Origin of the sequence: Mycobacterium kyorinense, assembly GCF_002101735.1 — a bacterium.
GTDB lineage: Bacteria > Actinomycetota > Actinomycetes > Mycobacteriales > Mycobacteriaceae > Mycobacterium > Mycobacterium kyorinense.
In genome coordinates this window covers 50,971-75,682 of record NZ_LQPE01000132.1, presented here as the reverse complement: position 1 = coordinate 75,682, position 24,712 = coordinate 50,971, and the positions used below count along the sequence as shown (strand labels likewise).

General features: G+C 66.8%; 26 protein-coding genes. 19 read left to right on the top strand and 7 right to left on the bottom strand.

Annotated elements, in window-relative coordinates; all coding sequences use genetic code 11:
• The first annotated feature begins 20 nt into the window (after positions 1-20).
• From tuf to AWC14_RS15965, 3 genes are all read left to right on the top strand, one after another.
• Positions 21-1,211: an elongation factor Tu gene (gene tuf, locus AWC14_RS15975; protein ID WP_045382598.1), complete on the top strand. Its 1,191-nt coding sequence runs from the start codon at positions 21-23 to the stop codon at positions 1,209-1,211.
• A gap of 85 nt (positions 1,212-1,296) precedes the next feature.
• Complete coding sequence (locus tag AWC14_RS15970) at positions 1,297-2,124, top strand: SHOCT domain-containing protein (protein WP_085241350.1); 828 nt, start codon at positions 1,297-1,299, stop codon at positions 2,122-2,124.
• A 71-nt stretch (positions 2,125-2,195) separates the two neighbouring features.
• On the top strand, positions 2,196-3,014 hold the full coding sequence (locus tag AWC14_RS15965) for a mycofactocin-coupled SDR family oxidoreductase (protein WP_081968316.1): 819 nt from the start codon (positions 2,196-2,198) through the stop codon (positions 3,012-3,014).
• Positions 3,015-3,025: 11 nt separating this feature from the next.
• Here AWC14_RS15965 and AWC14_RS15960 read toward each other — a convergent pair whose 3' ends face one another.
• Positions 3,026-4,246 (bottom strand): cytochrome P450, encoded by a 1,221-nt coding sequence (locus AWC14_RS15960; protein ID WP_045384090.1) that lies wholly within the window; start codon positions 4,244-4,246, stop codon positions 3,026-3,028.
• Between the two features lie 187 nt (positions 4,247-4,433).
• Here AWC14_RS15960 and AWC14_RS15955 point away from each other — a divergent pair, with 187 nt between their 5' ends.
• Together AWC14_RS15955 and AWC14_RS15950 are read left to right on the top strand one after the other, a co-directional pair.
• On the top strand, positions 4,434-4,979 hold the full coding sequence (locus tag AWC14_RS15955; RefSeq protein ID WP_045384061.1) for a TetR/AcrR family transcriptional regulator: 546 nt from the start codon (positions 4,434-4,436) through the stop codon (positions 4,977-4,979).
• Between the two features lie 38 nt (positions 4,980-5,017).
• The gene (locus tag AWC14_RS15950) at positions 5,018-6,223 is read left to right on the top strand and encodes an NAD(P)/FAD-dependent oxidoreductase (protein ID WP_142281722.1); all 1,206 of its coding nucleotides are present in this window, start codon (positions 5,018-5,020) and stop codon (positions 6,221-6,223) included.
• A gap of 29 nt (positions 6,224-6,252) precedes the next feature.
• Here AWC14_RS15950 and speD read toward each other — a convergent pair whose 3' ends face one another.
• The 3 genes from speD to mftR form a co-directional block, all read right to left on the bottom strand.
• On the bottom strand, positions 6,253-7,452 hold the full coding sequence (speD, locus tag AWC14_RS15945) for an adenosylmethionine decarboxylase (RefSeq protein WP_045384068.1): 1,200 nt from the start codon (positions 7,450-7,452) through the stop codon (positions 6,253-6,255).
• Between the two features lie 139 nt (positions 7,453-7,591).
• Positions 7,592-8,635 carry a DUF2332 domain-containing protein gene (locus AWC14_RS15940; protein WP_045384069.1) on the bottom strand — a complete coding sequence of 348 codons (1,044 nt, stop codon included), beginning with the start codon at positions 8,633-8,635 and terminating at the stop codon, positions 7,592-7,594.
• Complete coding sequence (gene mftR, locus AWC14_RS15935; protein WP_162267190.1) at positions 8,632-9,228, bottom strand: mycofactocin system transcriptional regulator; 597 nt, start codon at positions 9,226-9,228, stop codon at positions 8,632-8,634. Before mftR ends, AWC14_RS15940 begins: the two co-directional genes overlap by 4 nt.
• Positions 9,229-9,306: 78 nt before the next feature.
• Between mftR and mftA the strand changes: the two genes are divergently transcribed.
• The 7 genes from mftA to mftG all read left to right on the top strand — a co-directional run bounded on the left by mftA (position 9,307) and on the right by mftG (position 15,786).
• Positions 9,307-9,402 carry a mycofactocin precursor MftA gene (gene mftA / locus AWC14_RS29655; RefSeq protein ID WP_139818473.1) on the top strand — a complete coding sequence of 32 codons (96 nt, stop codon included), beginning with the start codon at positions 9,307-9,309 and terminating at the stop codon, positions 9,400-9,402.
• On the top strand, positions 9,387-9,695 hold the full coding sequence (gene mftB / locus AWC14_RS15930) for a mycofactocin biosynthesis chaperone MftB (RefSeq protein ID WP_045384077.1): 309 nt from the start codon (positions 9,387-9,389) through the stop codon (positions 9,693-9,695). The genes mftA and mftB overlap by 16 nt, the downstream gene beginning before the upstream one ends.
• Positions 9,692-10,861, top strand: coding sequence for a mycofactocin radical SAM maturase (gene mftC / locus AWC14_RS15925; RefSeq protein WP_045384080.1), 1,170 nt, complete (start codon positions 9,692-9,694; stop codon positions 10,859-10,861). The genes mftB and mftC overlap by 4 nt, the downstream gene beginning before the upstream one ends.
• Before the next feature lie 3 nt (positions 10,862-10,864).
• The gene (mftD, locus tag AWC14_RS15920; RefSeq protein ID WP_045384082.1) at positions 10,865-12,058 is read left to right on the top strand and encodes a pre-mycofactocin synthase MftD; all 1,194 of its coding nucleotides are present in this window, start codon (positions 10,865-10,867) and stop codon (positions 12,056-12,058) included.
• A 131-nt stretch (positions 12,059-12,189) separates the two neighbouring features.
• Positions 12,190-12,936 (top strand): mycofactocin biosynthesis peptidyl-dipeptidase MftE, encoded by a 747-nt coding sequence (mftE, locus tag AWC14_RS15915; RefSeq protein WP_045384085.1) that lies wholly within the window; start codon positions 12,190-12,192, stop codon positions 12,934-12,936.
• On the top strand, positions 12,933-14,345 hold the full coding sequence (gene mftF, locus AWC14_RS15910) for a mycofactocin biosynthesis glycosyltransferase MftF (RefSeq protein ID WP_057003259.1): 1,413 nt from the start codon (positions 12,933-12,935) through the stop codon (positions 14,343-14,345). Before mftE ends, mftF begins: the two co-directional genes overlap by 4 nt.
• A 7-nt stretch (positions 14,346-14,352) precedes the next feature.
• Positions 14,353-15,786: a mycofactocin dehydrogenase MftG gene (gene mftG / locus AWC14_RS15905; RefSeq protein ID WP_045373341.1), complete on the top strand. Its 1,434-nt coding sequence runs from the start codon at positions 14,353-14,355 to the stop codon at positions 15,784-15,786.
• Here mftG and AWC14_RS15900 read toward each other — a convergent pair.
• The gene (locus AWC14_RS15900) at positions 15,749-17,347 is read right to left on the bottom strand and encodes an MFS transporter (protein WP_045373342.1); all 1,599 of its coding nucleotides are present in this window, start codon (positions 17,345-17,347) and stop codon (positions 15,749-15,751) included. The genes mftG and AWC14_RS15900 overlap by 38 nt on opposite strands.
• A gap of 140 nt (positions 17,348-17,487) precedes the next feature.
• Between AWC14_RS15900 and AWC14_RS15895 the strand changes: the two genes are divergently transcribed.
• Positions 17,488-18,099: a TetR/AcrR family transcriptional regulator gene (locus AWC14_RS15895; protein ID WP_268811685.1), complete on the top strand. Its 612-nt coding sequence runs from the start codon at positions 17,488-17,490 to the stop codon at positions 18,097-18,099.
• On the opposite strand, the gene AWC14_RS15890 is transcribed toward AWC14_RS15895, so the two are convergent.
• Positions 18,065-19,315, bottom strand: coding sequence for a cytochrome P450 (locus tag AWC14_RS15890; protein WP_045373345.1), 1,251 nt, complete (start codon positions 19,313-19,315; stop codon positions 18,065-18,067). The genes AWC14_RS15895 and AWC14_RS15890 overlap by 35 nt on opposite strands.
• A 95-nt stretch (positions 19,316-19,410) precedes the next feature.
• Here AWC14_RS15890 and AWC14_RS15885 point away from each other — a divergent pair, with 95 nt between their 5' ends.
• Positions 19,411-21,039 carry a carboxylesterase/lipase family protein gene (locus AWC14_RS15885; RefSeq protein ID WP_235215790.1) on the top strand — a complete coding sequence of 543 codons (1,629 nt, stop codon included), beginning with the start codon at positions 19,411-19,413 and terminating at the stop codon, positions 21,037-21,039.
• A 6-nt stretch (positions 21,040-21,045) separates the two neighbouring features.
• Here AWC14_RS15885 and AWC14_RS15880 read toward each other — a convergent pair whose 3' ends face one another.
• The gene (locus AWC14_RS15880) at positions 21,046-21,522 is read right to left on the bottom strand and encodes a hotdog fold domain-containing protein (RefSeq protein ID WP_045373346.1); all 477 of its coding nucleotides are present in this window, start codon (positions 21,520-21,522) and stop codon (positions 21,046-21,048) included.
• Positions 21,523-21,920: 398 nt separating this feature from the next.
• On the opposite strand from AWC14_RS15880, the gene rpsJ reads away from it, so the two are divergent.
• The 5 genes from rpsJ to rplB are packed head-to-tail and all read left to right on the top strand — an operon-like array spanning position 21,921 to position 24,708.
• On the top strand, positions 21,921-22,226 hold the full coding sequence (rpsJ, locus tag AWC14_RS15870; RefSeq protein WP_003873519.1) for a 30S ribosomal protein S10: 306 nt from the start codon (positions 21,921-21,923) through the stop codon (positions 22,224-22,226).
• 12 nt (positions 22,227-22,238) lie between these two features.
• Positions 22,239-22,892, top strand: a complete 654-nt coding sequence (rplC, locus tag AWC14_RS15865) for a 50S ribosomal protein L3 (RefSeq protein ID WP_045373348.1) — start codon at positions 22,239-22,241, stop codon at positions 22,890-22,892.
• Complete coding sequence (rplD, locus tag AWC14_RS15860) at positions 22,892-23,542, top strand: 50S ribosomal protein L4 (RefSeq protein ID WP_045373350.1); 651 nt, start codon at positions 22,892-22,894, stop codon at positions 23,540-23,542. Before rplC ends, rplD begins: the two co-directional genes overlap by 1 nt.
• Positions 23,542-23,844, top strand: a complete 303-nt coding sequence (rplW, locus tag AWC14_RS15855) for a 50S ribosomal protein L23 (protein ID WP_045373352.1) — start codon at positions 23,542-23,544, stop codon at positions 23,842-23,844. The genes rplD and rplW overlap by 1 nt, the downstream gene beginning before the upstream one ends.
• Positions 23,845-23,865: 21 nt before the next feature.
• On the top strand, positions 23,866-24,708 hold the full coding sequence (rplB, locus tag AWC14_RS15850) for a 50S ribosomal protein L2 (RefSeq protein WP_045373354.1): 843 nt from the start codon (positions 23,866-23,868) through the stop codon (positions 24,706-24,708).
• The last annotated feature ends 4 nt before the right edge of the window (positions 24,709-24,712 follow it).

Here is a 24,712-nt window from a genome sequence, read left to right as displayed (position 1 = left end):
AAGTCCAGGAGGACACAGAAGTGGCGAAGGCGAAGTTCGAGCGGACGAAGCCGCACGTCAACATCGGGACCATCGGTCACGTTGACCACGGCAAGACCACGCTGACCGCGGCTATTACCAAGGTCCTGCACGACAAGTACCCGGAGTTGAACGAGTCGCGGGCATTCGACCAGATCGACAATGCGCCCGAGGAGCGTCAGCGCGGTATCACCATCAACATCTCCCACGTGGAGTACCAGACCGAAAAGCGTCACTACGCGCACGTCGACGCCCCCGGCCACGCCGACTACATCAAGAACATGATCACCGGCGCCGCCCAGATGGACGGCGCGATCCTGGTGGTCGCCGCCACGGACGGTCCGATGCCGCAGACGCGTGAGCACGTGCTGCTGGCCCGTCAGGTCGGGGTGCCCTACATCCTGGTCGCGCTGAACAAGGCCGACATGGTCGACGACGAGGAGCTGCTCGAGCTCGTCGAGATGGAGGTCCGTGAGCTGCTGGCCGCCCAGGAGTTCGACGAGGACGCCCCGGTGGTCAAGGTATCGGCGCTCAAGGCGCTCGAGGGCGACCCGAAGTGGGTCGAATCCGTCGAGGAGCTGATGAACGCGGTCGACGAGTCGATCCCGGACCCGGTCCGCGACACCGACAAGCCGTTCCTGATGCCGGTCGAGGACGTCTTCACGATCACCGGTCGCGGCACCGTCGTGACCGGCCGTGTCGAGCGCGGCGTGATCAACGTCAACGAGGAAGTCGAGATCGTCGGCATCCGCCCGGAGACCACCAAGACCACGGTCACCGGCGTGGAGATGTTCCGCAAGCTGCTCGACCAGGGCCAGGCCGGCGACAACGTCGGTCTGCTGCTGCGCGGTGTCAAGCGTGAGGACGTCGAGCGTGGTCAGGTTGTGACCAAGCCCGGCACCACCACGCCGCACACCGAGTTCGAGGGCCAGGTCTACATCCTGTCCAAGGACGAGGGCGGCCGGCACACGCCGTTCTTCAACAACTACCGTCCGCAGTTCTACTTCCGCACCACCGACGTGACCGGTGTGGTGACACTGCCGGAGGGCACCGAAATGGTGATGCCCGGTGACAACACCGACATCTCGGTGAAGCTGATCCAGCCCGTCGCCATGGACGAGGGTCTGCGGTTCGCCATCCGCGAGGGTGGCCGTACCGTCGGCGCCGGCCGAGTCACCAAGATCATCAAGTAGTCCTGCACCACACGTAAAGCCCCCGGCGCGCGCGTCGGGGGCTTTACGTGTGCGCGGTAACTCGTGGCGCGATACTCTCACACGCGTGTTGTGGCGCTATGTGAAGTCGCAGTTGTTCGTGTTGTTGTGCGGCGGCTTGGTGGGGCCGATCTTTCTGGCCGTGTATTTCGCCACCGGCCAGGAAGACTTGTTGAAGTGGATGTTTTACGTCGGCTTGCTGGTGACCGCAGCCGACGTGCTTATTGCCCTCGCCCTGGCCAATTACGGTGCCAAGTCGGCCGCCAAAACCGCTGCGCTGGAACAAAACGGCGTTCTGGCGCTCGCTCAGATCATGGGAATCACCGAAACCGGTACCCGGATCAACGACCAGCCGTTGGTGAAATTGCAGCTGCATATCGCCGGGCCCGGCTTCACGCCGTTCGACAGCGAAGACCGGGTCATCGCCAGCGTCACCCGACTGGGTAACATCACCGCGCGCAAAGTGGTGGTGCTCGTCGATCCTGCGACGCAGGAATACCAAATCGACTGGGAGCGAAGCGCATTGGTCAACGGTTTGGTGCCGGCCCAGTTCACCGTGTCGGAGGACAACACGACATACGATCTGAGCGGCCAAGCCGGTCCGTTGATGGAGATCCTGCAGGTCCTCAAGGCCAACGGCGTTCCGGTGAACCGGATGGTCGACGTGCGGTCCAACCCGGTGCTTCGTCAACAGATTCAGGCGGTGGTGCGCCGCGCGGCAAGCCAGGCCACGCAACCGGCGGCCGCCGCCGCACCGGCCGGAGGGCCAGTGGACACCGTTCGGGAGCAGTCGATCGGCGAACGCCTGCAGGAGTTGGAGCGCCTGCACCAGTCGGGCGCGGTGACCGACGAGGAGTACGCCAGCAAACGCGCCCAGATCATCGCCGAAATCTGAGCTGGACGCCCGACTAGAACACGTTTCAGTTCGACTGCTAGCCTGATCGGCAGTCAGTGGAAGGGGCGTCGTTGTCAGCTACGTTGCACGGCCGGGTGGCGTTAGTCACCGGCGCTGCCCGCGGTCAGGGGCGCTCGCATGCCATCCGGCTGGCGCGCGAGGGCGCCGACGTCATCGCCGTGGACATCTGCGCGCCGGTGTCCGACAGCATCACCTACCCGGCGGCCACCGCGGAGGATCTTGCCGAGACCGTCCGCGCGGTGGAAGCCGAAGGGCGCAAGGTGCTGGCGCGCCAGGTCGACATTCGCGACGACGCCGCGCTGCGGCAGGTGGTGGCCGACGGCGTCGAGCAGTTCGGCCGGCTCGACATCCTGGTGGCCAACGCCGGTGTGCTGAGCTGGGGCCGGGTTTGGGAACTCACCGACGACCAGTGGGACGCCGTCATCGGCGTCAACCTGACGGGCACCTGGCGCACCATCCGCGCGGTTGTGCCCGCGATGATCGAGGCCGGCAACGGCGGCTCGATCGTGGTGGTCAGCTCGTCTGCGGGGCTGAAGGCCACACCCGGCAATGGCCACTACGCGGCGTCCAAGCACGGGCTCGTCGGGCTGGCCAACACGCTGGCGCTGGAGCTCGGCGAATTCGGTATCCGGGTCAACTCGATTCACCCGTATTCGGTGGACACTCCGATGATCGAGCCGGATGCGATGACGCAGATTTTCGCCAAGCATCCGCACTACATTCACAGCTTTGCACCAATGCCGTTGCAGCCCAACGGATTTATGACGGCCGACGAGGTGTCCGATGTCGTGGTGTGGCTGGCCGGCGACGGTTCGGGCACGCTGTCGGGTGCGCAGATTCCCGTCGACAAGGGCGTGCTGAAGTACTGACACCAAGGCCGCTATTGGTAAGCCAGTTGCAGACGTTCGAGGCGTCGCACCAGTAGGCTCGGCAGCCATCGGCCGGTTTCAGCCGCTTCGATTTTCGAGGTGTGATCAAGGAGCTGACGAAGCACGATACGGGCTTCCAACCTGGCGAGCGCGGCTCCCACGCAGAAGTGCGCGCCCTTGCCGAACGTGATATGCCCCTTCCCGCCGGGACGGTCGAGGCGAAATTCGTTGGGGTTATCGAAATGCGATGGATCGCGGTTGGCCGCGCCCCACAACAGGATTAGGCGCGAACCCGCGGGGAGGTCGACACCGCACAAGGTGGTGTCGCGGACGACGTGGCGGTAATGGCCCCGGAACGGCGGTTCGTAGCGCAACACTTCCTCGAGAAATACGCCGAGTAGGTCCGGTTGGTCGCGCAGCTGCTGTTGGATATCGGCTCGGGTCGCCAAAATCCAAGCCGCGGAACCGATTAACGACGCCGTGGATTCACCCCCGGCACTGAACAGCGTAATCATCATCGCCAACGCGGTCATCTCAGCCAGTTCACCCGAACCGCACGCTGTGGCAAGCTCGCCGAGCAGATTGTCGCGGGGGTCGGCTGCGGCTTGGCGGAATTGTTCGGTGATGTAGCCGCCGAGTTCCACCACCGCGATGCCTGCGGCAGTGAGCTGTTCGGAGTTGACGAGCCCTTCGACGACCTGGGTTGCGGCGTATCCCCATCGGACCAGCCGGTCGACGTCCTCGTCGGGGACGCCGATGATTCGCCCGACAATCATCATCGGCAGCCGATTCGCCACAGCGCTCATCCATTCGATGGATCCGTCGCGTCTGTTGGCGTTCCACAACTGATCGGCGGTTGCCACGATGAAGGGCTCGACGGTGCGAATGCGTTTCGCCGCCAATTGCGGTGTCAGCAGCTTTCGATGCACGGCATGCGCGGGGTCGTCGGCCGTGGCCAGCGCCTGGGTCGGTCCGCCGAGTTCTCCGACGGGGAACGCGGCCACTGTGCCGTCGGGCTGATAGATCATCGTCGCGGTCAGGTTTGAGGAGAAGTCCTCCGGACGCGCGATGGCATCGTTGATCGCATCCCAACTGCACACGGCGTAGAAACTGGAATCGCCGATCTGGTGCACCGGCCCCTCCGCGAGCATGCGCGCGTACAGCGGGTAGGGGTCCTGAACGAATCGGTCCTGGAATAGCTCGATACCGAGGCGACCATCCAACGACGTCATTTTTTCAACCTGATCGGCGCCGGCCTGCAGGGTCAAGCGGTGCGGTCGAAGCTGAAATCGCTGGTGGAGGCCCACGACGGCTGTCGTCTCAATGGACCTTGTCTATAAGGGCGAAGACCGAAACGTAGCGCCGTTCTTGTCTCACATTTGAGAAACTGAATCCTCCAGTCGTAAGGGGCTTGTACCGATGGGTCGAAAAGATTGGGTCGTGGGTGGCGATCGCCGCAGTGTGGCTGCAGACCGCATCTATGCCGCCGCCACGGAACTTATCGTCGCCAAGGGGCTAGACGCTTTGGACATCGACGCTTTGGCCGCTCGAGTCCACTGTTCGCGCGCCACTGTCTATCGCTATGCAGGCGGGAAAGCTCAAATACGCGATGCCGTGGTGATGCGCATGGCGGCCCGCATTGTCGACACAGTTCGGCGGGCGGTTGATGGTTTGACCGGGGCTGAACGTGTGATAACCGCGATCACCGTGGCGCTGGAACAAATCAGGTCGGACCCGTTGCGTCGCATAATGCTCGATTCGATTACCGCCGCTGATATGGGGAACCTGCACTCCTCGCCGGTCCTTGCGCATCTCGCTGCCGATCTCACCGGCATCACCGACGACGACTCCCAGGCCGCCCAATGGATCGTGCGGGTGGTCATGTCGCTGGCGTACTGGCCAATCGGCGACAGCATTCGTGAAGAAGAAATGCTGAGGCGTTTCGTTACACCCGCGTTCAACTAGTCCGGTCATTTTTGCGTGGGGTGCGGGGTGGCGCACCGCTGGCCGCCGCGATCGTGTATGAACTCCACGTGACCAGTAGCGCAAAAGGCATCGTGATCGTCGGCGGGGGGCTCGCTGCCGCGCGGACCGCTGAACAACTGCGAAGGGCGGACTACACCGGCCCGCTGACCATCGTCAGCGACGAAGTGCATCTGCCCTACGACCGGCCGCCGCTCTCGAAAGAGGTGCTGCGCAGCGAGGTCGACGACGTCACCCTCAAACCGCGGGAGTTCTACGACGAGAACGACATCACGCTGCGACTGGGTTCGGCCGCCACCAGCCTCGACACCGCGGCGCAAACCGTGACGCTCGACGACGGGACAGTGCTGGGCTACGACGAGCTCGCCATCGCGACCGGCCTGGTGCCGCGGCGCATTCCGGCCTTCCCCGACCTCGAGGGCATCCGGGTTTTGCGTTCCTTCGACGAGAGCCTGGCGCTGCGCCGGCACGCGTCGGCCGCGCGACGCGCCGTCGTCGTCGGTGCCGGTTTCATCGGGTGCGAGGTGGCGGCCAGCCTGCGCGGCCTGGGCGTGGAGGTGGTGCTGGTAGAGCCGCAGCCCGCGCCGCTGGCGGCCGTGCTCGGCGCGCAGATCGGCGGGCTGGTGGCACGGCTGCACCGGGCCGAGGGGGTCGACGTGCGCACCGAGATCGGTGTGGCCGAGGTCCGGGGCCGGGGACACGTCGACACGGTCGTACTGACCGACGGCGCCGAAGTGAGCGCCGATTTGGTGGTGGTCGGGATTGGGTCGCGGCCGGCGACCGACTGGCTGGACGGCAGCGGGATCAAGGTGGACAACGGCGTGCTGTGCGACGCGGCCGGACGCACCAGCGTGCCCAACGTGTGGGCGCTCGGCGACGTCGCCTCATGGCGCAACCCTGCGGGACATCAAGTGCGCGTTGAACATTGGAGCAACGTCGCGGAACAGGCCCGGGTGGTGGTGCCCGCTATGCTGGGCCGGGAAACGCCGTCGAACGTTGTGGTCCCGTACTTTTGGAGCGACCAGTACGACGTCAAAATTCAGTGTCTGGGCGAGCCGCACGCCACCGACATCGTGCACCTCGTCGAGGACGACGGCCGGCGGTTCCTGGCGTACTACGAGCGCGACGGCGTGGTGGTCGGCGTCGTCGGCGGCGGGATGCCCGCCAAGGTGATGAAGACGCGCGCTAAAATCGCTGCCGGAGCACCGATCTCCGACGTGCTGTAACCGTCCGGCGTTTCAACCGTAAGCCGCGGTTATCGCATAGGGCTGCGCAACGCGTGCGGTGGCAGGGTCGAGGCTGCGAGCATTTCCGCGTCGATCGTGCGTGGCCGATACGGCAGCTGCGCCAGTCGGGTTCTCATGGTAGCGACGGGATCGTCCAGCGGCTCGGCGACGCCGGACAAGAATGCCCATTCGTGCTCGTCGCTGCCGAAATAGACCACGGCGTCGAACGTTTCGTGGAAGTGCCGCCACGATCGGGTCAAACTCTCGTTGCGCCACAGCGTAGGGCAGCCCGCCTGGCTAACGACAACGCCACCGACGGTTTTGCACTGCCGCAGGAAATCGGCGCAGAACAGTCGGTTGTGCTGAGCCGGTTCCTCGGTCTGCTCGGGAAGGTCGACCACGACGACGTCGTAACGCTCGGTGGTTTCTTCGACGAAACTCCAGCCGTCGCGGTAATGCACTGTGACTGGGCCAAGCCCGCTTTCGGCCCGCCGCAGCTCACCCGCGGAATATCCGTACGGCAGATGCTCCGCGCACAATCGGACGGCCTCGCGGTCGATATCGACGTGATCGACGTGGGTTGCGCCGGCCGCGACCGCGAGTTGGCTCACGACTCCCTCCCCGGAGCCGATGACCAGTACGCGTTCGATCCGGGGTGCCAGCAGTAGCGCCGGCAACAGCAGCGCTTCGTGATAGACCAGTTGGCTGATCTCCGTGCTTTGGCATGCGCCGTCCATGAACAGCCCGACACCCTGGCCGGTTCTGCCGATCACGACGTGCTGGAACTCCGTGTGCACGTCGCAGATTACTTCCGAGAGTTGCCAATGCTGGGCCAGCCCCGGCGAGATCGGGTCGGCAATCTCCGTACCTGCGCCACGAAATACCGTGCGGATCTCCGCTGTTGGTGCACCGATTCCTTTGCGCAGCAACTCCACCGCGTATTCGGAGTCGGCAGCATGACCGCACGTGAAGACGTCGACGAATACCGCACCGAGTTCCGGGTAAGTGTGCAGCGACGCGTGTGATTCGGCGAGCAAGGCGAGCACAGTCACGCCCTGCGGCTCGAATTGCTTGTCCATCACTGTGCACACAGTCGCCCCGGCACGGGTGAGTGCGTCGTCCAGGATGCGGCGAAGTCGGCTGACGTCGTTGGCGAGCGCCGGGTTGACCCCGGTGAACTCGGCGAGCACATGACAACCCGCGAAGCGACTATCGGGCCGGGACTGCATCGGTCACTTTCGGGCGCCGGTGCGCCCTGGCGGGATCGACTCGAAGACACGGTGTCTGAGGCATCGCCGCAGATTACTGGCGCCTGCTGTCAGGATCCTCCCGCTCACGTGAGAAGTCGCTGAGACAGCAGCCGGCACGCTATTCCCATGTCACCGGCGGCCCGTGCGGCGAGCACGCGGCCAGAACCTCGTCGGTACCGCCCGGCCAGCTGCGGGCACGGACCAGGAACTCGACCGGGGAATCAGGTGTTCGCCGGTGCGGCTCCAAACTGAGGTGCACAAACGGCGATTCGGCGGTCGCCCGCTCCGCCAGCGCGTCGATGCCGGCCTGGACCGCGGCCTGTTCGTCGCGGGAAAGGTACTGCCACATGATGGAATGCCACAGCACGGTGATCGTGCCGGGCGCAACGCTGAGCTCGGCGACGGCGTCGGCGGCCCCGCGCCGCAGCAGTCGCGCGGGTACCCGCCGGGCGACGCTGATCGCCCCCCGCAGCCGGTCCAGCCTGGCAGACATGTCCGGCCAGACGTAGCTCAGCAGTGTCAATTCCCCGTCGCGGCTGGTGGCGTTGACGGGCGCGATGTCGTAGCCGCGCCGTTCGACGATCTGCACGACGGCAGCCGGCGGCACACTGCCGCGCCAGGCGTCGTCGATGCTCACCGGTGAGTCGGCGGCACCCCACTGCCCGCCGGTATACCGGTAGCGGTAATGGTCTGCCCGCAGGTTCAGCCCGGCGCTGCACCCGATCTCGAAAAGCCTTATCGGCAAACCGAATCGGCGGGCCAGGATCAGCAGCGCACCGATCAGTGCGGCGGACCGGCCCACCTCGTTGGTCTGCGGCGGCTGATCGAGGGCAGCACGCAGCAGCCCGGCATGCCGCGCCGCGGTCAGGGTGATCTGCGGCCAGGCCGCACCGGCGTCCCAGCGACCACCGGTGCTCGGATACCACTGGCGCAACGTCGGCGCGCGCCCGTCGAGCACCAGCCGGTGCAATCCCCCCAGCAGTCGCAGCGGCAGCGCGTGGCGCACCGGATCGTGTTCGTGGCCGGCCAGAATCCCCGCGAACACGCCGCCGGCGCCGACATCGGCGGCCACCCGATCGAGCAGCTCGCCGTACATCGCGGAGCCCAGCTCCGCGCATGCCTGCGACTGCAGGTGCAGGCTCCGCAGCAACCGGGTGCTCACCGGCGCAGTCGGTCCAGCCCGGCGCCGACGACGTCGAACGCATTCCCGAGAGCCTGCGGCAACGACACGGATTCGTCGTCGAGCCAATGCTCGTAGGCGCTCAACGCCACCCCGAGCATGGTCCATGCGACGGTCTGCGGAAGCAGATCGGCAGGCTCGGCACCCGTTCGGTGCGCGACGAACTCGGCGATGACCGCGCGCCAGCCCGCATACATCGTCATCGAATATGCTTGCAGCTCAGCGGTTTGCAGGATCACCCGCATGCGCTGCCGGTGCCGGGCGGTCTCCGATTCGTCGAAGGTGTTGAACGCCAACAACGCTGACCGCAATGCCTGACCGAGCGGCACGTCCGGGTCGACCTGGTCGAGCAGCTCCCGCAGGTGCTGCAGATGAGCGTCGAAGTCGCCCCAGGGGATCGCGTTCTTGGACGCGTAGTAGCGGAACAGGGTTCGGCGGGCGATGCCGGCGGCCTGCGCCACGTCGTCGACGCTGACCTCGGCGAAACCGCGGGCAGCGAACAAGCCGAGGGCGACATCGGTGATGTGGTGCGGCGTCGTCGAGCGGCGCCGGCCCACCCGCGACTGCGTCAGCATGACCCGCCCTTCCATTTCGGCACTCGATGCCATATTCTGTCCGAGATTGTCGAACCCCCGACGACGAAAGGCAAGTTTATGGAGCCCAACCAGCAGATCGACAGCGACACCGAACTGGTCACCGAGACCCTGGTGGAAGAGGTGTCCATCGACGGGATGTGCGGGGTCTACTGACCGTGCCCGGCCCGCCGGGCGGGTTCGATCCCGACGCCGGCTGGCGGTTGCACCCGCAGGTGGCAGTGCGCCCGGAGCCGTTCGGCGCACTGCTCTATCACTTCGGCACCCGCAAGCTGTCGTTTTTGAAGAACCGCACCATCCTGGCCGTGGTGCAGTCGCTTGCCGATCACACCGACGTCCGGGCCGCCTGCCGCGCCGCGGGCGTCGCCGACGGCGAACAGCGGCCCTATCTGCATGCCCTGGGTGTGCTTGCCGACTCGAACATGCTGGTGCCCAAGGAGATTCAATGACAACAGTCGTCCCGCGGCTGATCGAGCAGTTCGAGCACGGCCTCGACGCACCCATCTGCCTGACCTGGGAGCTGACCTACGCCTGCAATCTGTCATGCGTGCACTGCCTGTCGTCGTCGGGCAAACGCGACCCGCGCGAGCTTTCCACCCGGCAATGCAAGGACATCATCGACGAGCTGGAACGCATGCAGGTGTTCTACGTCAACATCGGCGGCGGGGAACCCACTGTGCGGCCGGACTTTTGGGAGCTGGTTGACTACGCCACCGCACACCACGTCGGTGTCAAGTTCTCCACCAACGGGGTGCGGATCACACCCGAAGTGGCCGCGCGGCTGGCCGCCAGCGACTACGTCGACGTCCAGATCTCGCTCGACGGCGCCACCGCGGAGGTCAACGACGCCGTGCGTGGCCCCGGGTCGTACGCGATGGCCATCCGCGCGCTGGAGAACCTGGCCGCAGCCGGCTTCACCGACGCCAAGATCTCGGTGGTGGTCACCCGCCACAACGTCGACCAGCTCGACGAATTCGCTGCTCTGGCAAGCCGTTACGGCGCCACGCTGCGCATCACCCGGCTGCGTCCCTCGGGCCGCGGCGCCGACGTGTGGGACGAGCTGCACCCGACCGCCGACCAGCAGGTGCAGCTGTACGACTGGCTGGTCGCCAAGGGTGAGCGCGTGCTGACCGGCGACTCGTTCTTCCACCTGTCGGGGCTCGGCGAACCCGGCGCACTGGCCGGTCTGAACATGTGCGGGGCCGGGCGGGTGGTCTGCCTGATCGACCCGGTGGGCGACGTGTACGCCTGCCCCTTCGCCATCCACGATCGCTTCCTCGCCGGAAACGTGTTGTCCGACGGCGGATTTGACAATGTCTGGAAGAACGCGCCGCTGTTTCGCGAGCTGCGCGAACCACAGTCCGCCGGCGCCTGCGGCAGCTGCGGGCATTACGACAGCTGCCGTGGCGGCTGCATGGCGGCGAAGTTCTTCACCGGTCTGCCGCTGGACGGGCCGGATCCCGAGTGCGTGCAGGGCCACGGCGCGCCGGCGCTGGCCCAAGAACGCGACAAACCCCGTCCCGCCGGCGACCACTCCCGGAGTCGTAGCGGACCGGTACCGCTGACCCTGTCCACGCGTCCGCCGCGACGCATCTGCAACGAAAGCCCGGTGTAGTCGATGGCACGCGACATCTGGTTCGAGACGGTCGCCGTCGCGCAGCAGCGCGCCAAACGCCGGCTGCCGAAGTCGGTATACGCCGCGCTGATCGCGGCCAGCGAAAAGGGCATCACCGTCGCCGACAACGTCGAGGCGTTCAGCGAGCTGGGTTTCGCGCCGCACGTGGTCGGTGCCGTGGAGAAGCGTGAGCTGGCGACTACCGTTATGGGACAAGACATCTCGCTGCCGGTGATCATCTCGCCCACCGGCGTGCAGGCCGTTCACCCGGACGGGGAAGTGGCCGTCGCCAGGGCCGCGGCCGCGCGCGGCACCGCGATGGGATTGTCGTCGTTTGCCAGCAAGCCGATCGAGGACGTCGTCGCCGCCAACCCCAAGCTGTTCTTCCAGCTGTATTGGCTCGGCGGGCGCGAGGCGATCGCAGAGCGCGTCGAGCGGGCCCGCGCGGCCGGCGCCGTCGGCCTGATCGTCACCACCGACTGGACGTTCTCGCACGGGCGGGACTGGGGCAGCCCCAAGATCCCCGAGCAGATGAATCTGGCAACCATCCTGCGGCTGTCCCCGCAGGCCGTCACCCGCCCGGGCTGGCTGTGGCAGTGGGGCAAGACGCTGCGCCCGCCGAACCTGCGCGTGCCCAACCAGGCGCGCAAGGGCGAGCCCGGTCCACCGTTCTTCGCCGCCTACGGCGAATGGATGGGCACCCCACCGCCGACGTGGGAGGACATCGCCTGGCTGCGTGAACTGTGGGGCGGTCCGTTCATGCTCAAAGGCGTGATGCGGGTCGACGACGCGAAAAGGGCTGTGGATGCCGGTGTTTCGGCGATCTCGGTGTCCAACCACGGCGGCAACAACCTGGACGGAACACCTGCGGCTATTCGTGCGCTGCCGGCGGTCGCCGACGCGGTCGGTGATCAGATCGAGGTGTTGCTGGACGGTGGCATCCGGCGCGGCAGCGACGTCGTCAAGGCGCTGGCGCTGGGCGCGCGTGCGGTGATGATCGGCCGCGCGTACCTGTGGGGCCTGGCGGCCGCCGGACAACCCGGGGTCGAGAACGTGCTCGACATCCTGCGCGCCGGCATCGACTGCGCGCTGATGGGGCTCGGTCATGGCTCCGTACACGACCTCAGCGCGGACGACATCGTGGTGCCACCGGAGTTTGCCCGAGCGCTCGGGGTGCCCGCGTCGGGCGGAGCCTGACGGCGCCGCGACGACCCGTCGAGAGGTCTGGTACTCGCGTGGCAGGCGTGGCTGTGGTGACCGGTCGTGACAAATCGAGCGAGAACCGTCGAAAAAATTCGTCAAGTCGCCCAACAACCGGTGCACGCCAGGTGAATTCGTCCTACCATCGGCGAGTGGCCGTCCTCGGCGAACTTGGCAGCTCGACGTCGAACCAGCTACAAGGCATGTCGGCGGCGGTGATGATCCCAGTCGGATCCACCGAACAGCACGGGCCGCACCTGCCGCTGGACACCGACACCCGGATCGCCCGCGCGGTCGCCCGAGCGCTCGCCGCGCGGCTCCGCGATTCATCCGGTCGGCTGCAGTGGCTGGTGGCACCGGCCATCGGCTACGGCGACAGCGGCGAGCACCAGAGCTTCCCCGGAACGATCTCCGTCGGCACCGAGGCGCTGGCGACGCTGCTCGTCGAGTTCGGCAGGTCGGCGACCTGCTGGGCGCAACGGCTGCTCTTCGTCAACGGCCACGGCGGCAATGTCGCCGCAATGGACCGCGCGGTGCGCCTGCTGCGATCGGAAGGGCGAGATGCCGCGTGGTGCGCATGCACTGCCAGCGGCGCCGATGCGCACGCCGGGCACACCGAAACATCGGTATTGCTGCATATTTCGCCTGACGACGTGCTCACCGACCGGTGGTGTGCGGGAAACGGCGCGCCGCTGGCCGACCTGCTACCGTCGATGCGAAGTGGGGGAGTCGCGGCGGTCAGCGAGGTGGGTGTGTTGGGGGATCCGACGACGGCGACCGCCGCCGAGGGGGAACGGATCTTCACCGAAATGGTCGACGGCTGTGTGCGCCGGGTCGCCCGCTGGACGCCGGGCGCCGACGGGATGCTGACATGACCCAGACCCGGTTGCCGGACGGGTTTGCTGTACAGGTCGACAGACGTGTGCGCGTGCTCGGCCATGGGTCGGCTCTGCTGGGCGGGTCGCCCACCCGGCTGCTGCGATTGGCGCCGGCCGCGCAGGACATGCTCGCCGACGGCCGGCTGAAGGTCCACGACGCGGTCAGCGCCGAGCTGGCGCGCACCCTGCTGGACGCGACCGTCGCGCATCCCCGGCCAGCCGGCGGCCCGTCGCACCGCGATGTAACGGTGGTAATTCCGGTGCGGGACAACGTATCTGGATTGCGGCGCTTGCTAGCGTCCCTTCGCGGCCTGCGTGTCATCGTGGTCGACGACGGCTCCGCCGAGCCGATCAACCGGGACGACTTTACCGACGCCCACTGTGACATCGAGGTGCTCCGCCACCCCGTGAGCAAAGGGCCCGCGGCGGCGCGCAACACCGGGCTGGCCGCCTGCACCACCGACTTCGTCGCATTCCTGGACTCCGACGTGGTCCCGCGCCGCGGCTGGCTGGAGGCCCTGCTCGGCCACTTCTGCGACCCCACGGTGGCACTGGTTGCCCCACGCATCATCGGCCTGGCCCAGAGCGACCATCTGGTGGCCCGCTACGAGGCGGTGCGTTCATCGTTGGATCTGGGCCAGCACGAGGCGCCCGTCGTGCCCTACACGAATGTCGCGTACGTTCCCAGCGCGGCCATCATCTGTCGGCGGTCCACACTGCGCGAAGTCGGCGGGTTCGACGAAAGTCTGCACTCCGGTGAGGATGTCGACCTCTGCTGGCGGCTCGTGGAAGCCGGTGCACGGCTACGGTACGAGCCAATTGCGTTGGTAGCACACGATCATCGCACCGATTTGCGGGATTGGATTGCGCGCAAAGCGTTTTACGGAGGGTCCGCCGCGCCGCTGTCGGCGCGCCACCCGGACAAGACGGCGCCGTTGGTGATTTCCGGCTGGGCCCTGGCGGCCTGGATCCTGATGACGGTCGGCTCGGGGCTGGGGTACCTGGCGTCGCTGTTGATGGCCGCGGTGACCGGTCGCAAGATCGCCAAGACCCTGGAGGGCCCCGACACGCAGGTCTGGGATGTGCTGGCGGTGGCGACCCGGGGGCTCTGGTCGGCGGCGCTGCAACTGGCGTCGGCGATCTGCCGCCACTACTGGCCCGTCGCGCTGGCCGCCGCCATCGTGTCCCGGCATTGCCGCCGTGTCGTGGTGATCGCCGCCATTGTCGACGGCGTGGTGGACTGGCTACGCCGCAAAGGGGCCACCGACGACGACGCCAAACCAATCGGGCTGCTGACCTACCTACTGCTCAAACGCGTCGACGACCTGGCGTACGGGATCGGATTGTGGTGCGGGGTCGTGCGGGAACGCAATCTCGGACCGCTCAAGCCGCAGATCCGGGTCTGACTCCCAGTTGACGACAGCCGCCGTGCACAGCGATGTGCTGATCGTCGGTGCGGGCAGCGCTGGATCGGTTGTCGCCGAGCGGCTTTCCGCTGACCCCAACCGCGTGGTGACGGTGGTCGAAGCAGGTGTGGGCGCCGCTGATCCCGCCACGCAGGACCAGATCGCCAACGGTCTGCAGTTGCCGATCGGCGCGGCCAGTCCCCTGGCGCACCGCTATGTGACGACGCTGACCGAGCAGTGGGTGCGACGGGTGCACATCGTGCGAGGGGCCGTGGTGGGCGGGTCCGGCGCGGTCAACGGCGGCTACTTCTGCCGCGGATTGCCACGCGATTTCGACACTATCGGTCTGCCAGGCTGGTCCTGGTCCGACGTGCTCAGTCATTTTCGGGCAATCGAAACCGACCTGGACTTTCGTGACCCACTGCACGGCGACCGCGGTCCGATCCATGTTCGTCGCTCTCATCAAATGAGCGACACCACAGCACGATTCGTCGAGGACGCGTTGCGTGCGGGGTTTCTGTGGATCGCCGATCTCAACGGGGCAAACAGTGTGTCCGGAATCGGTGCCGTGCCGCTCAACATCGTCGACGGAGTGCGAACCGGGCCGGGAGCCGCGTTTCTGCAACCTGCTTTGCAGCGACCGAATCTCACGTTGTTCGCGGCCACGCGGGTGCTGCGGGTGCGATTGCGCAAGGGGCGGGCGGTCGGCGTCGATGCGATCGCTGCTGGCGGTCCGGTCTCCCTGGATGCCGATCGTATCGTGTTGTGCGCCGGTGCGATTGAGACGGCGCACCTGCTCATGCTGTCCGGTGTGGGCGCCGCGTCGGATCTGCGCCGCGCGGGTATCCCGGTGCAGGTTGCGCTACCGGTGGGCAAGCGATTCGTCGATCACCCCGAATGGGTGTTGCGCACCGACTGGACGGTGGCCCCGAACCGACCCGTACTCGAGGTGGTGTTGAGCACCGTCGATGATCTCGAGATCCGCCCCTACACCGGCGGATTCGTCGCGATGGTCGGCGACGGCACTCCCGGCCATCCCGACTGGCCGCACATCGGGGTGGCGCTGATGCAGCCACGGGCCCGGGGCCGCATCACGGTGGTCTCAGCCGATTACCGGGTTCCGCCACTCATCGAGCATCGCTACGATTGCGACCCGCACGACATCGCTTTGCTGCAGCAAGGCAGCGACTTGGTCCGCGAATTGGTGGGCCAGAGAACCAAAGTCGGCGCACCGGCCTGGTCGACGTCACAGCATCTGTGTGGGACGGCGCCGATGGGCGACGACGCCGACGACTCCGCCGTTGTGGACTCGCGCTGTCGCGTGCGCGGTGTCGAGGGTCTGTGGGTGATCGACGGGTCGGTATTACCGAATATCACCAGTCGCGGACCGCACGCCAGCATCGTCATGCTCGGCCATCGCGCCGCCGAATTCGTCGAGTGAGCAGGCGCACCGGGCGCAATTGCTGTCCGTCGCGACCCGGCGCCCACGCGCCGATCAGCGCGGCCGCTACGGCCAGGACGATTGCCAGCACCAGAAACGACGAGTCCATGGCGTGTAAGAAGGCGTCGCGGCTGACAGCGGCCAGTTCCTCGCCTTGCGGGCCAAGGGTTTTGGAGAGCTCCAGCGCCTGAGCCAGTGAATGGGACGCCGGAGCGCGCAGCGGTTCGGGAAAGCTCAGCAGATGCGGCGTGACGAGGTGGCTGTAGCGGGCGGCGAGTATCGACCCGGCCAGGGCGATCCCCAGTGCCGCGCCGACCTCGCGGGTCGCGTCGTTGACCGCCGACGCCACACCCTGCTTCTCGTCGGGCACCGCCGCCATGATGGCCGACGTGGTCGGTGCCGTACACAAACCGATTCCGCTGCTGATCACGAACAACGGCCCCACCAGGTCCACATAGGGCGAATTGATCTCGAGCACGCGGACCCAAAGAAATCCGGCTGCTATCGACAGCAAGCCGATGAACACCACCAGCCGCAGACCGAGCCGGGGCACGTACCACTGGGACAGCACGGAAAACGTCAGCATCGGAAGCATCAACGGGCTGAACGCCAATGCGGTCTGAATGGGTGTGTAGCCCTTCACCAGCTGGACGAACTGCATCATGACGAAGAAGAAGCCGAACATCGCCAGGAAGAAGACGGTGATTGTCGCCGCGCCAGTGGCGAAGTCCGGCCGGGCGAACAGCCGAACATCCAACAGCGGATGACGTTGTCGCACCTCGACAAACCCGAAGAGCACCGCCAAGACCACGCCGGCGGTCATCAAACCGCACACCAACGGATCGCTCCAGCCGCGTTCGGGTGCCTGAATGACCGCGAAGACGAAAACCGCGACGGCGCAGCCGATTAACGCCGCACCCGGCCAGTCCAGCGGCGTCGCATTCTCGTCGCGGGAGGTCGACACCGTGCAGGCCAGCACGAAGATCAGCGTCGCACCGCCGGCGAACGCCCAGAAAATGGACTGCCACGGCCAGAAATACAGCAGCGCACCGGATCCGAGCATTCCGAGGACTCCGCCGCAGCCCGCGACACCGGCCCAGATGCCCACCGCCTTCATGCGTTCGTCGTTGCGGTAGGCAGCGGTCAACAGCGACAGCGTGGCGGGCATGATGAATGCCGCGCCGGCGCCGGCCACGCCGCGCGCCACGATGATCTGCAGGGGAGTGGTGAACAGGGTCGGCGCCACCGATGCGATCGCGAAACTCGCCAAGCCGATCAGCAGCGCCCCGCGCCGGCCGTAGCGGTCGCCGATCGCACCGGCCGGCAACAGCAGGCAGGCCAGCACCACCGTGTAACCGTCGACCACCCAGGTCAGCTGGGACTGGGTCGCCGAGGTCGCCACCGCGAGGTCGCCCAGCGCCGTGTTCAGCGCAACCATCGAGGCGATCACCAGTGACACGCCCATGCAGGCGACCGCCATTGTCCAGATTCGGGCGCGGCGGGAGCCCAGCGGTGTCAGCCCCTCGGTACGCTGATCAGGCCGGACGAAGGTATCGACCACTGCGGAGTGCCTCCTTTCGGTGGCGAGGCAAGTTTTGAGACTAACAGTCTTGTAGGTAGACCGATAGTCTTGTCGGTGAATGGGAGGTGGTAGCCATCAGCGGCAGTACCGATCCCCGGCCGGCGCGGTCTCGGGCCCGCTTGCTCGAAGCCGCCACTGCGCTGCTGCGTTCGGGAGGCCCCAGCGCGGTGACCGTCGACGCGGTCACCCGGGGCGCCAACGTGGCCCGCGCTACCTTGTATCGCCACTTCCCGAGTGGAAACGATTTGCTCGCAGCGGCTTTCAACAGCCTGATACCACCGGCCCCGATGCCCTCCAACGAGGGCACGCTGCGCGATCGGCTGATCGAGTTGGTGGTGGCTCAGGGTCAGTTGATCGCCGAGGCGCCCGGCATGCTGACCGCGATGTCCTGGCTGGCGCTGGGCCGCGACCTGGAGCAGCTACCCGAGGCTCGCCGCACGCCCGCGCCGGACAGCGCCGCGATCAGCACCCTGCGTGAGCGCATCGCGCAGCAGTACGCCGCACCGTTCGACGCGATCTTCGACAGCCCGGACGCGGCCGAGCTGGGCGAGATCGACCGGACCCGTGCGATCGCCCTGTTGATCGGCCCGATGGTGGTGGGCCGGCTGAGCACGTTGCCGGATTTCGACTACGAGGAATGTGCCCGCGCCGCCGTCGACGGCTTCCTGCACGTGCAGCGCACCCAGAGTGCGTCGGTCAGCGAAGCTCGTAGCGAATCGGCAGGTGCTTGAGTCCGCCGACGAATACGGTCGCGATGAGCTCCGGTTCCCCGTTCAGCTCAATGGATTTCAGTCGCGGCAGCAGTTCAGTGAAGAAGCTGTTGACCTCCATGCGGGCCAGCGCCGCCCCCAGGCAGAAGTGCACGCCGTAACCAAATGCCAAGTGCTTGTTGGGATCCCGGCCAACGTCGAAGCGGAATGGGTCGTCGAACACCTCCTCGTCGCGGTTGCCCGAAACGTAGGACAGGTATACCGACTCGCCTTCGGCGATCGGCACCCCGCGCACGGTGGTGTCCGCGGTGGCGGTGCGCATGAATTCCTTGACCGGGGTGACCCAGCGGATCATCTCCTCGGTGGCCAGCGGCATCAAGTCGAGGTTGTCGGTCAATCGCGCGCGCTGGTCCGGGTTTTCGATCAGCGCCTGCAGCCCGCCGGAGATCGTCGCGCTGGTGGTGTCGTGGCCGGCGGTGGCGATGATCACGTAGTAGGAGGCGGTGTCGAGGTCCGAGAGCGGTTCGCCGTTCACGCGGGCGTTGGCGATTGCCGACGCCAGGTCTTCGGTCGGATGCTCACGCCGGGACGCGGTGATCGCGTTGAAGTAGTTGAAGAAGTCGAGCAGAATTTGGAGCTGTTCTTCGGGGGTGTTGCCGCGCTTGAACTCCTCGTCGTCGCCGCCGAAGAGCTCCTGGGTGAGCCGCAGCATGCGGGGAAAGTCCGATTCGGGGATCCCCAGCAGCGACATGATCACGTACAGCGGGTAATTCACGGCGACTTCTTGCACGAAGTCGCATTCGGTGCCGGCGGCCATCATCTTGTCGACGTAGATCTTGGCCAGTTCGTCGACGCGAACCTTCAAGGCGCGCATCGCCTTAGGCCGGAACCAGTCGGCGCCGATCGCGCGGACCACCCGGTGTTGCGGGTCGTCCATATGGATCAGCGTGCGCAGCCCCATCCCGGAGTCCAGTTGCGCGCGGGCAAAGTCGTCTTGCTCGGCGGTGGCCAGCAGCGGCCGCGGCTCGTTGATCCACAGGTTGTTGTCGCGCTCGATGTCCATGATGTCGGCGTGTTTGGTGATCGCCCAGAACGGCCGGTACGGGGGACAGTCGACATACGACACCGGCGCATGGGCTCGCAGGTGTGTCAGCGCCGCATGCAGTCGCGGCTCATCGGTGTAGGAGGTCGGGTCGGCGAACACCTTGGCGGCCTCGTCGATGATCGGTGTGCTCATGAGACTCCTAGACTTGACACCTGTCAACTTTTTCATTCTCGCACGGTCGCGGGTCTCCGGGAAGCGATTCGGGCCGATCCGTAAATTGGAGTTTCGTGCGGATCCGATTGGCTGACCGCCGACGAGCGTGCGCCGCGCTGCTAGTCGCGGCGACGGTGCTGGTCGGCTGCGGCCACGGCGGCGCCGCACGGCAGAAATCCGAACCGGCGTACGCCGGCCCGCTGGACGCCGCGGTGGTGCGTACGCCGGCGGGACCGATGCGCGGTTTGGTCGCCGCGGATTACCGCCTGTTTCAAGGCATTCCGTATGCCGCGCCACCAGTGGGGGCGCTGCGCTGGCAGCCGCCGCGGCCGGCGGCGCCGTGGCCGGGGACGTTGGAGGCCAGCAAGCCGGGCCCGCAATGCGTTCAAGACACCCCGCGTGAGGCCCGCACGGTCAAATCGACCGGCGAGAACTGCCTGACGCTCAATGTGTGGACTCCCACCGCGGGACGGGCCGACAAGCGACCGGTGATGGTGTGGATCCACGGCGGCGGCTTCGTCAACGGCAGCGGCGACATCTACAACGCCCGCTGGCTGGCGGCCAAGGGCCACATCATCGTCGTCACGATCAACTACCGGCTGGGTGCGCTCGGATTCCTGGCCCACCCCGCGCTCGGAACCGGCGACGACGTCGGCAACTACGGGCTGGCCGATCAGCAAGCCGCGCTGCGCTGGGTGCGAGACAACATCGCCGCGTTCGGTGGGGACCCGGCCAAGGTGACCATTGCCGGCGAGTCCGCCGGCGGCATGTCGGTGTGCGACCACCTGGTGGCGCCGGGATCGGCCGGGCTGTTCCGCGCGGCGATCATCCAGAGCGCGCCGTGCCAGGCGCAGGCCGAATTGCCGGCCGCGCAGCACACCAGCGTGAACTATGCGGCCTCTGTGGGCTGCCCGGATTCGGCCATCGCCGCCGAGTGCCTGCGTGCGTTGCCGGCCGATAAGTTCACGCGACCGCCGTGGTACTCCTACATCGGCGACTCCGACGCGCTCACGGGCCCGGTGACCGGCACGGCGGCGCTGCCGATGGGTCCCGTCGCGGCGATGTCGGCCGGGCGCGCCGCGCGGGTACCGGTTCTGCTCGGCGTCAACCACGACGAGTTCACAATGTTCGCGGCACTGCGCTATCTCAAACGGGGCCACGGTGTCACGCCCGCCGAGTATCCCGCCGTGCTGACCGACATCTTCGGCGCCGACGGGCGAGCAGTGCTGACGCACTACCCCCCCGAGCGCTACGGCGGCGACGTGTCGCTTGCCTACTCCGCCGCGGTCACCGACGGTGTTTTCGCCTGTATCGCAGACCGAATGGCCCTCGCACTGAGTCGGGCGGCACCGGTTTACGGCTACGAGTTCGACGATCCGCACGCACCGGCGCCGGACCCGTTGCGCCGCGCGCCTTTTCCGGTCGGCGCCAGTCATTCTCTGGAGTTGCGCTACCTGTTCAATGTCGGCGGAGCGCCACCGCTGAATCCCGAACAACGCGCGCTGTCGGACCAGATGATCGCCTACTGGGGCCAATTCGTGACGACCGGCGCGCCGAAGGCCGCGGGCCAGCCGGCCTGGCCGGCGGTCGGCGGCGATCACCCGCCGTGGATGTCATTGCGTCCCGACGGCAGTCGCCTCACGACGAGTTTCACGGAGGCGCACCAATGCCCGTTCTGGGCGACGCTCAAAGGTAAGTCGTGATCGGGGTCAGCCGGCCGGCGTGACCCAGGTGGTGATGTCGGCGTGCACGACCTCGACGCCGTTGCGGTCGGTGACGCTGACCGGCACCACCAATTCGACGCCGTCGGTGATCTGGGTGAAGTCGGGCGGGTCCAGCCGGGCCACCGCCCGCAGCGAGGTCGTCGCCTTCTCCAGGTACTGCACACTCATCGCCTTGGGGATCCAGCGGTGGCTGCGCGGCACGGTGGCCTCCATCAGCATGCCCATCGCGACCTCGGCGGCGTTGCAGGACGCGATCGCGTGCACGGTGTGCAGATGGTTGTAGACGAAAAACCACTTGGGCACCCGCACCTCGGCCAGTCCCGGTTCCATCCGCACCACGTGCGGTAGCACCGAGACGAAGTAAGGGACTCGCGCCATCGCGGCGAGAGAAAACAGCCGACTGCCGCCCGGGCGCCCGGACAGGCGCTTCCACGCGGCATATGTGCTGGTCGGAGCCGTCATGCCGACCTATCTTACTCTGGAGTAAGAAATGTGCGCCGCGGCCTGCCTCCTCGCCGGGCGGGGTTTGATTGCCCGGCTCCTCCTCGGGCCGTTCCGCCCGCGTCGTCGCCGGGCCAAGATTTGGTCGACGCCGCGATCTGGGGCATACTGTTCAGGTTGCCTTGCGCCGGGTTAGCGCCTGGCCGGGCATACGACCGGCGCTCAGACGGGCGCGTCCGGTCCCATCCTTGGAGCGCGACGATTCGGCCGCGAACAAGGCTGTGTGAGGGCGACACACCCGACCGCGGGGACCGGTGGACCAAGACAGGTAAACAGCGGCGCAACATCCGGCGCGACGCCAGACCACCGGCGCGCCGTGGGACCTAGGTCCGGACATTGGAGAGTGAGGTAGGAGAAGCGTGGCGGGACAAAAGATCCGCATCAGGCTCAAGGCCTACGACCACGAGGCCATTGACGCCTCGGCGCGCAAGATCGTCGAGACGGTCGTCCGGACCGGCGCCAGCGTGGTGGGTCCGGTGCCGCTGCCGACAGAGAAGAACGTGTACTGCGTAATTCGCTCTCCGCACAAGTACAAGGACTCGCGGGAGCACTTCGAAATGCGCACGCACAAGCGCCTGATCGACATCCTCGATCCGACACCGAAGACCGTTGATGCGCTGATGCGCATCGACCTGCCGGCCAGCGTCGACGTCAACATCCAGTAGGAGATCCAGAACATGGCAAGGAAAGGCATTCTGGGCACCAAGCTGGGCATGACGCAGGTGTTCGACGAGAACAACCGGGTTGTTCCGGTGACCGTGGTCAAGGCCGGCCCCAACGTGGTGACCCGAATCCGCACGCCCGAGCGCGACGGCTACAGCGCGGTGCAGCTGGCCTACGGCGAGATCAGCCCCCGCAAGGTCAACAAGCCGCTGTCCGGGCAGTACGCCGCGGCCGGTGTCAACCCGCGCCGGCACCTGGCCGAGTTGCGTCTCGACGACGCCGAGGCGGCCGCCGAATACGAGGTCGGTCAGGAGCTGACGGCCGAGATCTTCTCCGCCGGAAGCTATGTCGACGTGACCGGCACCTCCAAGGGCAAAGGCTTTGCCGGCACGATGAAGCGGCACGGTTTCCGCGGGCAGGGCGCCAGCCACGGCGCGCAGGCGGTGCACCGCCGCCCCGGCTCCATCGGCGGCTGCGCCACCCCGGCGCGGGTGTTCAAAGGCACCCGGATGGCCGGCCGGATGGGTAACGACCGGGTGACCACGCAGAACCTGTTGGTGCACAAGGTCGACGCTGACAACGGCGTGCTGCTGATCAAGGGCGCTGTCCCCGGCCGTAACGGTGGGCTCGTCATGGTCCGTAGTGCCATCAAACGAGGTGAGAAGTAATGGCTGGCATCAAGATTGACGTCAAGACGCCGGACGGCAAGACGAGCGGCTCGGTCGAGCTGCCGGCCGAGCTGTTCGATGCGCCGGCCAACATCGCTCTGATGCACCAGGTCGTCACCGCGCAGCGGGCGGCGGCGCGGCAGGGCACGCATTCGACCAAGACCCGCGGTGAGGTGCGTGGTGGCGGTCGGAAGCCCTACCGGCAGAAGGGCACTGGCCGTGCCCGGCAGGGCTCGGTGCGGGCGCCGCAGTTCACCGGCGGTGGCGTGGTGCACGGCCCGAAGCCGCGCGACTACAGCCAGCGCACCCCGAAGAAGATGATCGCGGCCGCGCTGCGCGGTGCGTTGTCGGACCGGGCGCGCAATGGTCGCATCCACGCGATCACCGAGCTGGTGTCGGGTCAGACCCCGTCGACCAAGAGCGCCAAGGCTTTTCTGGCGACGCTGACCGACCGCAAGCAGGTCCTGGTGGTCACCGAGCGCAGCGACGAGACCGGCGCCAAGAGCGTGCGCAATCTGCCCGGCGTGCACGTGCTGGCGCCCGACCAGCTCAACACCTACGACGTGTTGCGGGCTGATGACGTGGTGTTCTCCGTCGAGGCGCTGAACGCCTACATCGCCGCCAACACTTCCGAGGAGGTTTCGGCCTGATGGCGACCGTCACTGACCCACGCGACATCATCTTGGCGCCGGTCATCTCGGAGAAGTCCTACGGGTTGATCGACGACAATGTCTACACCTTCTTGGTGCACCCCGACTCGAACAAGACGCAGATCAAGATCGCCATCGAGAAGATCTTTTCGGTCAAGGTGGCGGCGGTGAACACCGCGAACCGGCAGGGCAAGCGCAAGCGCACCCGGACCGGTTACGGCAAGCGAAAGAACACCAAGCGCGCCATCGTCACGCTGGCGCCGGGCAGCAAGCCGATCGACCTGTTCGGCGCACCGGCGTAGCCGAGAATAGAGAGACAAGCCATGGGAATTCGCAAGTACAAGCCGACGACCCCGGGTCGTCGCGGTGCCAGCGTCTCCGATTTCGCCGAGATCACGCGCTCGCGTCCGGAGAAGTCGTTGGTGCGCCCGCTGCATGGCCGCGGCGGACGCAACGCGCACGGCCGGATCACCACTCGCCACAAGGGTGGTGGGCACAAGCGTGCGTACCGGGTGATCGACTTCCGGCGCAACGACAAAGACGGCGTCAACGCGAAGGTCGCGCACATCGAGTACGACCCGAACCGGACCGCACGGATCGCCTTGCTGCACTACCTGGACGGCGAGAAGCGCTACATCATTGCGCCGCAGGGACTCTCACAGGGCGACGTGGTGGAGTCGGGTCCGAACGCCGACATCAAGCCCGGCAATAACCTTCCGCTGCGCAACATCCCGGCCGGTACGTTGATCCACGCGGTGGAGCTGCGCCCGGGTGGTGGTGCCAAGCTGGCCCGTTCGGCGGGCTCGAGCATCCAGTTGCTCGGTAAGGAAGGCGCCTACGCGGCGCTGCGGATGCCCAGCGGCGAGATCCGTCGCGTCGACGTGCGCTGCCGCGCCACGGTCGGCGAGGTCGGCAACGCCGAACAAGCGAACATCAACTGGGGTAAAGCCGGCCGGATGCGTTGGAAGGGCAAGCGCCCGTCGGTCCGCGGTGTGGTGATGAACCCGGTGGATCACCCGCACGGTGGTGGTGAGGGCAAGACGTCCGGTGGACGTCACCCGGTCAGCCCGTGGGGTAAGCCCGAGGGCCGCACCCGCAAACCGCACAAGCCCAGCGACAAGCTCATCGTCCGCCGCCGGCGCACCGGCAAGAAGCACGGGCGTTAAGAGG

What these genes read in the sequence shown, in the direction of transcription:
- AWC14_RS15960 (WP_045384090.1), bottom strand. Translation starts at nt 4,246, where the DNA reads ATGACGTCGTTGGATGGTCGCCTCGGTATCGAGCTATTCCAGGACCGA.
- AWC14_RS15955 (WP_045384061.1), top strand. Translation starts at nt 4,434, where the DNA reads ATGGGTCGAAAAGATTGGGTCGTGGGTGGCGATCGCCGCAGTGTGGCT.
- speD (WP_045384068.1), bottom strand. Translation starts at nt 7,452, where the DNA reads ATGCAGTCCCGGCCCGATAGTCGCTTCGCGGGTTGTCATGTGCTCGCC.
- mftR (WP_162267190.1), bottom strand. Translation starts at nt 9,228, where the DNA reads ATGCTGACGCAGTCGCGGGTGGGCCGGCGCCGCTCGACGACGCCGCAC.
- mftA (WP_139818473.1), top strand. Translation starts at nt 9,307, where the DNA reads ATGGAGCCCAACCAGCAGATCGACAGCGACACCGAACTGGTCACCGAG.
- mftC (WP_045384080.1), top strand. Translation starts at nt 9,692, where the DNA reads ATGACAACAGTCGTCCCGCGGCTGATCGAGCAGTTCGAGCACGGCCTC.
- mftD (WP_045384082.1), top strand. Translation starts at nt 10,865, where the DNA reads ATGGCACGCGACATCTGGTTCGAGACGGTCGCCGTCGCGCAGCAGCGC.
- mftF (WP_057003259.1), top strand. Translation starts at nt 12,933, where the DNA reads ATGACCCAGACCCGGTTGCCGGACGGGTTTGCTGTACAGGTCGACAGA.
- AWC14_RS15890 (WP_045373345.1), bottom strand. Translation starts at nt 19,315, where the DNA reads ATGAGCACACCGATCATCGACGAGGCCGCCAAGGTGTTCGCCGACCCG.
- AWC14_RS15880 (WP_045373346.1), bottom strand. Translation starts at nt 21,522, where the DNA reads ATGACGGCTCCGACCAGCACATATGCCGCGTGGAAGCGCCTGTCCGGG.
- rplC (WP_045373348.1), top strand. Translation starts at nt 22,239, where the DNA reads ATGGCAAGGAAAGGCATTCTGGGCACCAAGCTGGGCATGACGCAGGTG.
- rplD (WP_045373350.1), top strand. Translation starts at nt 22,892, where the DNA reads ATGGCTGGCATCAAGATTGACGTCAAGACGCCGGACGGCAAGACGAGC.
- rplW (WP_045373352.1), top strand. Translation starts at nt 23,542, where the DNA reads ATGGCGACCGTCACTGACCCACGCGACATCATCTTGGCGCCGGTCATC.
- rplB (WP_045373354.1), top strand. Translation starts at nt 23,866, where the DNA reads ATGGGAATTCGCAAGTACAAGCCGACGACCCCGGGTCGTCGCGGTGCC.